The organism is Micromonospora sp. NPDC047548 (assembly GCF_040642975.1).
GTDB lineage: Bacteria > Actinomycetota > Actinomycetes > Mycobacteriales > Micromonosporaceae > Micromonospora.
In genome coordinates this window covers 55,648-66,698 of the sequence record NZ_JBEYTI010000031.1, presented here as the reverse complement: position 1 = coordinate 66,698, position 11,051 = coordinate 55,648, and the positions used below count along the sequence as shown (strand labels likewise).

General features: G+C 69.4%; 10 protein-coding genes and 1 pseudogene. 2 read left to right on the top strand and 9 right to left on the bottom strand.

Annotation, left to right across the window (positions count from 1 at the left end):
- Positions 1-242: 242 nt before the first annotated feature.
- Positions 243-661: pseudogene (locus ABZ807_RS24995) on the bottom strand (CatB-related O-acetyltransferase); the annotation flags it as partial.
- A 302-nt stretch (positions 662-963) separates the two neighbouring features.
- The gene (locus ABZ807_RS24990) at positions 964-1,356 is read right to left on the bottom strand and encodes a hypothetical protein (RefSeq protein WP_357162585.1); all 393 of its coding nucleotides are present in this window, start codon (positions 1,354-1,356) and stop codon (positions 964-966) included.
- 222 nt (positions 1,357-1,578) lie between these two features.
- On the opposite strand from ABZ807_RS24990, the gene ABZ807_RS24985 reads away from it, so the two are divergent.
- Positions 1,579-2,187 carry a class I SAM-dependent methyltransferase gene (locus ABZ807_RS24985; RefSeq protein ID WP_357162582.1) on the top strand — a complete coding sequence of 203 codons (609 nt, stop codon included), beginning with the start codon at positions 1,579-1,581 and terminating at the stop codon, positions 2,185-2,187.
- Positions 2,188-2,783: 596 nt separating this feature from the next.
- Here ABZ807_RS24985 and ABZ807_RS24980 read toward each other — a convergent pair.
- The 5 genes from ABZ807_RS24980 to ABZ807_RS24960 all read right to left on the bottom strand — a co-directional run bounded on the left by ABZ807_RS24980 (position 2,784) and on the right by ABZ807_RS24960 (position 7,648).
- Positions 2,784-3,176: a hypothetical protein gene (locus tag ABZ807_RS24980; RefSeq protein WP_357162579.1), complete on the bottom strand. Its 393-nt coding sequence runs from the start codon at positions 3,174-3,176 to the stop codon at positions 2,784-2,786.
- Positions 3,173-3,343 (bottom strand): hypothetical protein, encoded by a 171-nt coding sequence (locus ABZ807_RS24975; protein WP_357162577.1) that lies wholly within the window; start codon positions 3,341-3,343, stop codon positions 3,173-3,175. Before ABZ807_RS24975 ends, ABZ807_RS24980 begins: the two co-directional genes overlap by 4 nt.
- 1,111 nt (positions 3,344-4,454) lie before the next feature.
- Positions 4,455-5,255 carry a hypothetical protein gene (locus tag ABZ807_RS24970; protein ID WP_357162574.1) on the bottom strand — a complete coding sequence of 267 codons (801 nt, stop codon included), beginning with the start codon at positions 5,253-5,255 and terminating at the stop codon, positions 4,455-4,457.
- Entirely contained in the window at positions 5,252-5,947 is a 696-nt protein-coding gene (locus ABZ807_RS24965) for a hypothetical protein (protein ID WP_357162571.1), read from the bottom strand. Before ABZ807_RS24965 ends, ABZ807_RS24970 begins: the two co-directional genes overlap by 4 nt.
- A 69-nt stretch (positions 5,948-6,016) precedes the next feature.
- On the bottom strand, positions 6,017-7,648 hold the full coding sequence (locus ABZ807_RS24960) for a metallophosphoesterase family protein (RefSeq protein WP_357162568.1): 1,632 nt from the start codon (positions 7,646-7,648) through the stop codon (positions 6,017-6,019).
- Positions 7,649-7,939: 291 nt separating this feature from the next.
- On the opposite strand from ABZ807_RS24960, the gene ABZ807_RS24955 reads away from it, so the two are divergent.
- Entirely contained in the window at positions 7,940-8,452 is a 513-nt protein-coding gene (locus tag ABZ807_RS24955; RefSeq protein WP_357162565.1) for a hypothetical protein, read from the top strand.
- Between the two features lie 300 nt (positions 8,453-8,752).
- On the opposite strand, the gene ABZ807_RS24950 is transcribed toward ABZ807_RS24955, so the two are convergent.
- Both ABZ807_RS24950 and ABZ807_RS24945 read right to left on the bottom strand, forming a co-directional pair.
- Positions 8,753-10,600: a multicopper oxidase family protein gene (locus ABZ807_RS24950; RefSeq protein WP_357162562.1), complete on the bottom strand. Its 1,848-nt coding sequence runs from the start codon at positions 10,598-10,600 to the stop codon at positions 8,753-8,755.
- Positions 10,597-11,043, bottom strand: coding sequence for a DUF6220 domain-containing protein (locus ABZ807_RS24945; protein ID WP_357162558.1), 447 nt, complete (start codon positions 11,041-11,043; stop codon positions 10,597-10,599). Before ABZ807_RS24945 ends, ABZ807_RS24950 begins: the two co-directional genes overlap by 4 nt.
- Positions 11,044-11,051: the final 8 nt, after the last annotated feature.

Here is an 11,051-nt window from a genome sequence, read left to right as displayed (position 1 = left end):
CTGCTGGCAAGACCGCGTCGCCTACGACCCCACCCGCCACCGAGCCTTGCAGGCCGTCCTCGCGTCCGCCGCTTGACACAGGGCTACTCATGCCGGGACTGGCGCGTCGGCTGCGGCTCACCGACGGAGGTCGGGCCCATCCATCGGCCGCAGCACCTCTTCTGGCGTTCGGCCGGTTGCTGCGGCCAGAGCGGTGACAGCCGTCGCGGCGAGAGCGATGAGGTTCAGGGCCAGGGCCAACGCATCGGCCAGTCCCACCAGGCAGCGCGACGTAGCCGGTCGATGTCCGCATCGTCGAAACGGCGTCGGATCGGTTTGGCCGGATTGCCGCCAACGATCGCGTACGGCGGCACGTCGGCGGTCACCACCGCACCGGCCGCGATGATGGCTCCCGTCGCCGATCCGTACGCCGGGCATGATGGTGGCCTGGTAGCCGAACCAGACGTCGTTGCCGACGACGGCGCCGCCACGACTGGGCATGGCGGTGACGAGGTCGAGGGTCCGCTCGGCCCACTCGCCGCCGAAGATGGTGAACGGGAAGGTGGACGCGCCCATCGTCGGGTGGTCGGCGCCGGCCATCAGAAACCGGGTGCCGGCGGCGATCGCGCAGTAACTGCCAATGATCCAGCCGTTCCGGCCCGTTGCCGTAGAGCACGTTGCGGTTGCGCAAAGCCGGTTTCTGTTCCGGTGTACGACCCGGCCGTCGGGGTCGTAGCCCCTGCCGAGGGCGGCACGATAATCGTCGAGATCGTTGACGGCGCGGTGGAGATCATCGGCGATCCGGCCGGCCTTCGAGGTTTCGCGCGAATGTGCCTGGCGCTGTCCGACGCGCGGGCACCTTCGGGCGCCCACATCCACCTTGACGCCGGCATCAATCCTCTGGACCTCGGGTCTGCCTCCCTCATGCTCGGCCGAGATCCGCGTGGCACCAGGACATAGTCCATCAGCAGCATCTGCGGGCGCTCACCGACCCGGGGTGATGAGGTCCTCGCCGCCGATCACGAGACACCCGAACATGTCGCCGAGAACAGTTCGTTGGTGCTCCGTGAGCGGGTTGACGAATACCGCAACGTCGACCTCCGCAGCCCGGGACACCCGCGCGATATCGCGGGCTTTGCCGGGGCTAAGCAGTGTCCGCCGCGAGAACGGTGCGGTCATCTTGGCCGCACCGCCACGTGAGACACCCCGCCGCTGGACATGCCGGCCAACCACCCGCCCACCAAGTGCCTCCACCGAAACCGCCAGCAAATCGAGCTTCGCTACGAACTCCTTATCCTTGGCCGAGAACAGGCCTACGAGCACCACGTCGGCACCCGCCAGCACGGAGGTTGCTGGCCCGGTCGGGTATTGCCCCACGGGGGCATGGTGCCAGACGCATCACTGGCATCCGCTCATCGGCACGACCGGACGCTGACCCGACCGAGCGCCGTGACGTTGCGTAGCGCGCGACTCGCGGAAGAAGTGCGCATCTGACCTTGCCCTCGAATTCCCGGATGCGGGCACCGCAAGAATCGACGTGCTTCCCCGCACTGGCCCCGGACCTGCTCTGCCCAATCCGAAAGCTCATATAGTCGCGAGGTGAACATAGAGAAGGTCCGGCAGGCCTATGCGTCCGTCGCAGAGCTCTACATCGAGCTGTTCGGTACAAGCCAGCAGGTACACGCCGACGACCTCGCCTTCATCGGGCGACATCTGGCGGGCCGACCTGGCACGGTGCTCGATCTGGGCTGCGGGCCCGGCCATATCACTGATTACCTTCGCTCGCTGGGCGTCAACGCAACGGGAATCGACATGGTCCCCGAGTTCATCGCCCATGCGCAGGCAGCCCACCCGATCGGTAGCTACCAACTGGGGTCGATGGAGAATCTCGCCGTTGCCAACCGCTCCATCGCCGGCATCCTGGCCTGGGGCTCGTTGATCCATCTGCCGCCGCAAGAACTCGACGACGTGCTCGCTGAGTTCCGGCGAGTAATGGCCCCGGCCGGAACGTTGGTGCTTGGTCTCTTCGTAGGTGACGAGGTCGCCGCCTTCGACCACAAGGTCGTGACCGCCTATCGCTGGCCCGTCGACGAGTTCTCCGAGCGACTGGCGCGAGCCGGCTTCACGGAAGTTGAGCGCCTGCAGCGGCCCAGCGAAGGCACTCATCGGCCACACGCTGCCATCGCGGCAATCGCGTCCGTAGGGTGAGCTGAGTCGGCGAGCCTCCGTGCACTCGCATCGACAGAACAAGATGCCGCTCGACTCAGAGGTCAACTACTGAGCGTTATCGTCCTCGTCGGCCAGCATAGACGCTCGGCAGCAGAACCAGACGCCGCGCGACTCGCCGCCCTCAAGCGAGCTTCCCTCGATGGCTGGGAGAGTTGGCTTGTCGTTGGCACGATCCGCACCTGTTCGAGGCGTTTGGAACGTACCGCCGAGTGGTGGCTTGCTACACCCGGCCGATATAGGAATGCGGTCCGACTGTTCGCGAAGGACCTACACCGCAGGCGGCACTACTCATCGCTGCCGGCACCAGGGCACGTCGGCCGCGTCTCCGGACCGGCCCGCCGTGGCGCGCTGTGCGCGCTGCCTTCAAGCTCCCAGCGGCCCTGACCCACAGCGGTTCGGGTACCGCCACATCCGCTTGTGAGTCTGCCCGGCTCAGCAGCGGTTGGTGGACTCAATGTGGCAGAACCCAAACCGCATTCCCGCAGCTCAGAGGCCGATCGTGTCGGTTCCGCCCGTACGCAGGCGGATGGCCTGACAACCGGTCGACATGATCGTCGGGAGGACATCCGCCGTGATCAGAGGCGGCGAATGACCAGCCCCGGCTTGGCGTCCGAGGCGGCCGACAGTTGCGCGATGTCTTCCGGATCGCTGGTGAAGACGATCGCGCCACAGGCCAGAGCGACGGTGACCACGCTGGCGTCGACGATGTCGCGCGTGCCGACCTTGCCGCACAACACGCCAGCCGCCTTCGCCAGCTCAAGGCCGACCGGGACAACCTCACAACTGTGCAGGAACCGGCCGAGCTGGACCTGACGGCGAGCGTCGCGCCACGCCTGTCCCACGACGACGGAGGGGATGAGCAGGCGTCGCCCCTCTTCGACGCCCAGGTGGTGGATCGCCCACATTCGCCGATCATTGCCATCGATCGCAAGCAGCACCCCGGCGTCGTAGACGTACGGAATACTCACGCTGCCGCCTGACCGGGCCCGCTGAGTGCCTGGGCGTCGGCAGCGGCCATCTCCGCCCGCGCCGCGGCGATCTCTTCCAGGGTGAACGCACCATGCTCGGCCTGCCAGTCCGCGACCAGGCGCCGCCCGACCCGCCGCCGGAGCTCGCTCTCTGCCGCACTGGCCACCAGCCGAGCACGGCGTCGGGGTGGCCGAGCCGTTCGACCAGCCAGGAACGTAGGTCATCGCGGACGGCGTCGGCGTCCCACACCGCCGTGCGTAGCAGCCGCTGCATCGCCTGAGGATCGGCGTGGCCAGCCCGTTCCGCGAGGGGACCAGCAGGTCTTGCGTTCCACGCCCGACAGCAGCCCTTCCACGAACTGCGCCGCCGTCGCACGTGGCTCCGGCCGAACGAACCGGTCAGCGACACGCGCCGCCGCCTCGTCCAGGATGACCCGCCACCCGGCGGGGTCTACGCTGTGGCACGCGGCCACCGCACGACCTTCGGTTGTCCTCACAAACCATCGATGATCAACGCTATGGCCGTCCTCATGCCAACGCCACGCCCAACGCCGAAGCCAAGCGCTAAGGAGGCCGAATGACGAAGGTAGGTAACGTCCTGCTCGTTGCTGGTCTGGCAGTCGGGACCCTTGGCTTGGCACTCATTCCGCTTCCTGGCCCCGGGGTCCCAGTTCTTTACGCGGGGGCCACAGTGGCAGTCATCGGATTGGTTGTCAGGCTGGGCGGGGCAGGCCGGCCGCGTCGGTGGCGGTCCACACAAAAGTGACCAGGCCGTGCCGTTGCGGCATGAGCCGTCCCGCCCAGCGAATCTGGGCGCTCAGACTGCCACGGGAAGGCCTTGATGTTTCCCGATCGCCGGACGGTCTGCTGGTGGAGTCGGGCACGCGCCAGCCGACCAGCGAAGTGACGTTAGAGTACTAACGCATGAACGAGCCGGCCCAGGCCGCAGCGCGGTTCTCGTACCGCCACCTATTGGGCGGGCCTCCGGTTACCCGAACCACAAAAGCACCGGTCAGCAGCGAGATCAAGTCATGGAGTGGGGCGGGCAGGACTCGAACCCGCGACCGAGGGATTGCGGTCCGTCCGGGCCATGGCGCGGCCGGTGACGGTGCAGCACCTCGGCGCCTTGGTCGCCGGACCCGGCGAGATACGAGCTGGTGGAGTAGTTCCTGGCGAAGCTCCCGCTGGAACCGGTCGAGACCCGCGGCGGCCGTTTGGCGCCGGTGCTGCCCGGTCAGGCCCCTCCGGCTACCGCAGGTTCGAGCGGGCAGGGCGTGGTCAGGTGGTGAGCGTGGTCAGGGCGACGACCAGGTATAGACAGCCGCCGGCTGACACCGCGATGCCGGCGACGAGCGGCGCCCAGGCCACCGCCGTGGCAGCCAGTGACCAGCGCGGGGCGTGACTGGCGAGCATCGCGTATCCGCGTACGGTGATCACACCGACCACGGTCAACGTCGCCGCCATCCCCACGCCGAACGCCGTGACGAGCAGGACCGCGTCCAGCGCCCGGCCGGTGAGCAGGCCGCTGACCAGCACCAGGAAGGCCGACGGCGACGGCAGCAGCCCACCGGAGAGGCCGAGCGCGACAAGTCCACGTCGGGACCACGGATCGGTCGGCGTGTCGTCGGACCCGGATCGCGGTCCGTGGTCGTGATCGTGCCCGTGACTGTGCCCGTGACTGTGCCCGTGGCTGTGCCCGTGACTGTGGCCGCGACCGGTCAGGTGGCGGTAGGTCAGCCGGACTCCCACCCCGATCACGACCAGCCCGGCGAGCGCCTGGAGCCAACCGGTGATGGACTCCGTGCCGAGACCGGCGACCTCGCTGAGGCCGACCCAGGCGAGCGCGAGGAGCAGCACGGAGAAGGTGTGCATCACCGCCACGATCACCCCGAGCCGCGCCGCGTCCCGGTACCGGCCGTGCGTGCCGACCAGGTACGCGGCGGTGATGCCCTTGCCATGCCCGGGGGCCACGGCGTGCGCCGCTCCGACGCCGAGCGCCACCACCAGGGCGAGCCAGAAGGCCACGCCATCGTCGAAGAACGCGACCAGCCGGGCGTCGAGTCCGCTCAGACCGTTCATCGCTGTCCGCCCGCCCGCCGCCGGCGTACCAGCAGGACGGCCAGGCCGCCGGCCGCCGCAAGCCCGGTCCCGGTAGCCACCGCGGTGACCGCCGCGGGCCGGCCACCACCGGTGGCGGTGACCCGCAGGTCGTGGCCGGTACCGGTGGCAGTGAACAGCGCCTGGGTCGGCGTCATCGGCGTCTTCGCGGTGACCATCGTCCGGTACGCCGGATTCAGGTCGGTCAGTGCGGTGAGCGTGAGCCGAACCTCGGTGACCGGCTCCGGGCAGTCGAAGCGGAACCGGGCGCCGTCGGCAAGCAGTCGCTCCAGCGGCAGCAGCACCTCCGCGCAGGATCGGCCAGCCTGGCTGACCTCGACGTGCCGCAGCAGGTAATCCCGTACCGCCGCCGAGCGTTGCAGCTTCTGCTCGCCGGTCAGCGCTGTGTCGACAGTGCCCGCGTTGGGGTCCTCGAACGCGCCCACCGACTGGCCCATTGCCACCCAGTCGTCCTCGGCGGCCTGCCAGGCCAGGGTCACCCGGGCGCCGTCGACGCTGATGCCGGCCGTGGACGGCGGACCGAACGGGTGGGCGGCGGCCGGCGCGGCCGGACCGACGGCCGCGCTGAGCGCAGTGGCGCCGGCCAGCAGCGTACCGGCCAACCGGCCGCCGGCCCGGTGCCCGCCGGCCTTGACCTGGGTACGGATCCTCACGTGGCTCTCCTTGCTCGTACCGGCTCGGGGCGGGCCGACCGGCGACGACCGGCCCGCCCCGGGCGCGGGTTACTTCGTGACGGTGATGGTCGGGCTGGTGATCTTCTGGTTGTCGCTGGTCAGGTAGACCACGTGGGTGGAGTTCTTCTTCGTGGTGGGCGGCAGCTCGAAGCTGTAGCTGAGCCGGCCCAACTCGTCGGCGGTCTGGTAGCCGATGAAGACGCCGTTCTTGCCTTCCTCCGCCGTGGTGTCGCGCAGGTAGACCGTCACCTTCTCGCCCGGCTCGTAGCCGTATGCGGAGATTTTGATCCGGCCCTGGGTCTCGACCGTGGTCTTGTTGACGGTGACCTGCTCGCCGACGGTGTTCTCCGGCGTGCGCAGCTCGTTGACAGTGCGCTCGCCGGCCGCGTTCTTACGGATCAGGAAGCCGTCGTGGTGCTCGCCGTTGGCGTACCGGGCTTCGAACCGGATCTGGTCCGCCTGGACGTCGATAAGCTGGTAGAGCTGGGTGTTCTGGCTCTTGCTGGTCACCTCGGCGCCGTTACCGGTCCAGTTTTCCCCGTTGTTCAGCGCGTACATCTTGCCGCCGGAGACGGAGACCACGTAGGCCACACCGTTGTGCACGGTGGTCGACTGACGCTTGGTGGCGACGCTGCCCCGGCCGTACGAGTGGTCGTGGCCCTGAAGGACCAGGTCCACGCCGTACTTCTCGAACAACGGTCCCCACTGGTCACGGACGTTCGGGTTGTTCCGGGTGCCGGTGGTCGAGTAGACCGGGTGGTGGAAGGTGACCACCGTCCACTTGTTCGGGTTGTCCCGCAGCAGGCCTTCCAGCCACGCGGTCTGCGCCGCCATCAGCGTGCTGTTGCTCTGGTAGTTGGTGTCCAAGCCGATGAACCGGACACCCTGGTAGTCGACGTGGTAGGCGGTCTGCTTGAGCTCCGGGTTACCCGGGCCGTTGTCCGGGTACGGAAACTGCGGGCGCCAGAAGGAGGAGAGCCCACCGCTGTACTCGTGGTTGCCCGGCACGGAGATGTTGTTGACCTGACTGTCGATGAAGCCGCCGGCCTTGAACCACTGACCCCACTGCTCCTCGCTGTTCGCGGAGTCGATCAGGTCGCCGGCGTTGACGATCACCTTGGCCTCGGGCCGGTCGGCGAAGGCCTGACGGAACACCCGGGGTACGGCCGAGTCGAGGTAGTTCTGGGCGTCGCCGTAGTAGATGAACGAGAACGGCTCGAGGGTGCTCTCGGCGGTGGTGAAGTCGGTCCACTCGCTCCAGTTGGTGCCGTCACCGACCCGGTAGGTGTAGCGGGTGTCCGCCTGCAGCCCGGTGAACTCGACGGTGTGGTACGTCGAGGCGTAGCCCAGCGAGGTGTTGACCGACGTGGTGGAGGTGGCCGGCACCGTACGCACCGAACCGGCGGCCGGCATCACGCTGCCGAGCGCCTTCGGCGCCTCGAGGATCTGCGCCTGAGCCCACTCCGCGGTCGCCTCGGCCCGCCAGGTCACCTTCTGCGAGGTCGCCGGAGCGGTGGTCGGCGTGAGGATCACGCGGTCGGGCATCGGGGACGGCCGGTGGATCGAGGCCGCCGGGTACTTGGCCGGGGCGGCGTCGCCGAACGCCGCCGGGGTGAGTGCGAAGCCGCCGACGAGCAGCGCCGCCCCGCCGACCGCCACGATCCTGGTCCGTCGCGACATGGTGATCCAGGGTCTACTGCTGTTGTTCACGGTAGGGAGCCCTTCAGCGAGATGGGTTCGCCCGCCAGCGGTGACGTGGCAGGCCCTCGCATTACCGGCCGGTGAGTGGAAGCCGGATCGACATCGGACTGGCCGCCAGATGAACTCATGATCCAGACCAGTTGCCTTTGCCACCGGACAACCGGGACGTCTCATGCCGGACATCAGCCGTCGATCTTGGATTCAACGGGTCGGGCCTACCATGCGGCGGCGCGGAACCATCCGCGTCACCAGAAACGAAACGGACCCACGATGACCCGGACAGCGGTGGGCAGGACGCCGCACCGCCGGCCCCGGTACCGGGGCTCGGCGCTGGTCTCCGCCGTCCTGGCACTGGCGGTGTTCCCGGCCGCCGAACCACGCACGCCGGCCCCCCGCAAGGACGACACGTTCGTCACCGCGCAGACCACGGGAATCCTCAACATCGAGGGTGGTGAGTGCTTCACCGACCCGGTCTACTCACGACAGGCCGCTGAGGTGGTCGTGCTCTACCGGCCGTGCGAGGAACGCGCGGACAACCAGTCGTACGCGTTCCTGCACGCGCCGGATGGGCCGTGGGACCGGCCGGCGCTGGCGGCGTTCGGCTGGGCCGGATGCGGCGGCGACTTCGTCCGGCGCTGGACCTCCCGGGCCGCCTCCGGGCTGGACTATTATCCGATCCTGCCCACCGCGGAGACCTGGGCCGACGGCGACCGCGACATCATGTGCGTGGTGTACCGCCCAGGCGGCGAACTCACCGGTTCCCTGGTACCCCTGCTCCGGTGACCACCCGCCCCGGACCGCGTCCGCTGCGGCTTCGGTATCGAACGGGCCCAAGGCGGTCGCCGACTCCTCAGCGACCCATGGCGGTACTCATTTCTGCCCATCCGACTCCGGTCCGCGAAACGGCCGCACTCCCTCGGAAGATCACGCGAATGGAGAACGGTCGCCGGCTCGGCTGGCGCCGGCCGGCACGGTGAACCGGGCCGCCGCCCTACTGAGCCCGGTATGGTCCATGCGGCGCATTCCAGCCGATTCCCAGCCATTGATCAGTGCGCCGAGCTGCGGAAACCCGATCACCCGAGATCACTCGGGATGATTCGGCGTATGCCGGCCGACGGCGAACGGCGATGTCACCCCCCGGTACGCCACATGCAGCACCATGCCCTGCTTGGCGTGCGGCAGGTTGTGGCAGTGGTCGAGCCAGATCCCCGGGTTGTCGGCCCGGAACGCGACCTGCCACACCTCGCCGGGCAGCACATCGAACGTGTCCAGCCAGAGCGGACTGCCGGTCACCGGGCGACCGTTGCGGGACAGCACCAGCACGTGGTGGCCGTGCAGGTGCATCGGATGGCTTTCGGTGCCGCGGTTGACCACCGTGGTGCGCACGGCGTCACCCCGGTCGACCATCAGCGGCGGGATGTCCGGGTAGACGCCTCCGTTGACCGTGTACGCGTAGCTCGGCACCCCGTCCAGGAACCGAACCAGCCGGTCCAGTACCAGCGTGTAGTCCTTGTTGTAGCGGCCGAATGGTCCGGGCGCGGGCGTGCCGTACCGGGTAATGTCCAGGTCGGTGCCGGCCGGGTGCGCCGGCATCGCACCGGCACCCAGGAGCAGCCCGTCGGAGTCCTGGCCGTCCACCATCACGTGCACGGCCCCGGCAGGCATCGTGAACACGACGTCGTAGCGGCCGCCGGCGGGCAGCCGCAGCGTGGTCTCGGCCGTCAGTACGGTCGGGCCGTTGAGGTCCCGGCCGTCGATCGCACTGACGGTGTACGGCGTGCCGCCGACCGCCACGCGATGCGCGTCGTTGTCGGTGTTGACCAGCCGCAGGCGGACCCGTCGACCCGCAGGCACGTCCCGGGTCTCCCGCCGGTCGGATCCGCCGAGCATCGTCGCGCCGGTGTCAAAGCGGTGCACGGGCAGCGTGATGTCCGTCTCCGCCGATTCGGTCCCGTCGGGGGTCACCACGAGAGTGCCGTAGAGGCCTTTGCGGACGGCTTCACTGGACATCTCGTGCGAGTGGTACCAGTAGCTGCCGACGTCCTTGGCCTCGAAACGATAGGTGAACGTGCCGCCCGGCGGCACCGCGTCCTGGGTGACACCCGCGACACCGTCCTCGCCGGCCGGCACGTCGTACCCGTGCCAGTGCAGCGTGACCCCGATGCCCGGCAGTTCGTTGCGCAGTGTCACCTCGACCACGTCGCCCCGGGTCACCCGCAGCTCCGGCCCCGGCAGCTGGCTGTCGAAGGTCCACGCGTCAACCGTCGCGCCGGACGGCAGGGTGACCGTTGCGGCGCGGGCGGTGAGCGTGAACTTCCTGGTCGGCGGGCGGCTCGGTCCGCGCAGGTCGGCGACGGACACGCCGGGTGCCGATCCGGGTCCGACGTGGGCGGCATGGCCGCTGTCGGCGCCGTGCGTGTTGTGGTCGAGTCGGTCGGGCAACCGGCTGCCGACGGCGGCCGTGACACCCGCGGCCAGCAGCGCCACCGCCGCGGTCGCCACCACCGCGACCCGTGCCGCCCGGGCCGGGAGTCGCCATACCAGCAGCGCCGCGACACCCGGACCGAAGACCGCCGCGACCGCACCGACCGTCACCGGATAGCCGACCAGGAACTGCATCGCAATGCCCGCGACCGCGACGTACGCCGCCGCGATCAGCACTGGTGCCGGAGGCGTCCGTCGGCGGACCAGGGCGACGCCAACCACCCCGGACAGCAGCGTCAGCGGGACGGCGGTCACCAGCCGGTCCGGCACGAACCACCAGCCGGCACCACCGAGCAGTGCGACCACGGTGGCCCGCGCGGCCGTGGCCAGCACGGCCGCGATCAGCACCGCGGCGCCGGCCTTTGCACTCCGCAACGGCCAGGCCGCCGCCCACAGGCCACCCACGACCACCACCAGGAGCAGGTCGAGGACCAGCAACACGCTCATGCCGCGTGCGCCCGCTGGGGCCCGGTGGCCAGCTCGTCGGCTGCCCTGGCGGCGAGCCGGCGGGCGTTCACCAGGCCGGTGATGGCGGTGCCCAGCACGGCCAGGCCGTTCACCGCGTGCAGCGCGACGAGGTACAGCGGCAAGCCGGTGCGGCCGGTCGAGCTCCCGCCCAGCGCGCTGCTCATGGCGCTCAGGACGAGCTGCAGGATGACCAGGCCAATCGGCAGCGCGGCGAAAGCGATGGTCCGCCCGCCGGCCCGCGCAAGCGCCGCGACGACGGTGTTGAGCAGGGCGAGCGCCATGATGGCCATCGCCCCGGCACGGTGCGCCGTCCACGCGTCCGCGGTGGCCGGCCGGGTGAACGCGCCGACCCCGGCCAGATAGAACTGCGCCAGCACTGCGACGAGGACGAGCGCGCTGGTGATGACAAAGACCTTACGCATGTGGATCA

Bases quoted from the DNA above. Each gene is read 5' to 3' on its own strand.
- ABZ807_RS24970 (WP_357162574.1), bottom strand. From the start codon at position 5,255: ATGAACGGTCTGAGCGGACTCGACGCCCGGCTGGTCGCGTTCTTCGAC.
- ABZ807_RS24960 (WP_357162568.1), bottom strand. From the start codon at position 7,648: ATGTCGCGACGGACCAGGATCGTGGCGGTCGGCGGGGCGGCGCTGCTC.
- ABZ807_RS24955 (WP_357162565.1), top strand. From the start codon at position 7,940: ATGACCCGGACAGCGGTGGGCAGGACGCCGCACCGCCGGCCCCGGTAC.
- ABZ807_RS24950 (WP_357162562.1), bottom strand. From the start codon at position 10,600: ATGAGCGTGTTGCTGGTCCTCGACCTGCTCCTGGTGGTGGTCGTGGGT.
- ABZ807_RS24945 (WP_357162558.1), bottom strand. From the start codon at position 11,043: ATGCGTAAGGTCTTTGTCATCACCAGCGCGCTCGTCCTCGTCGCAGTG.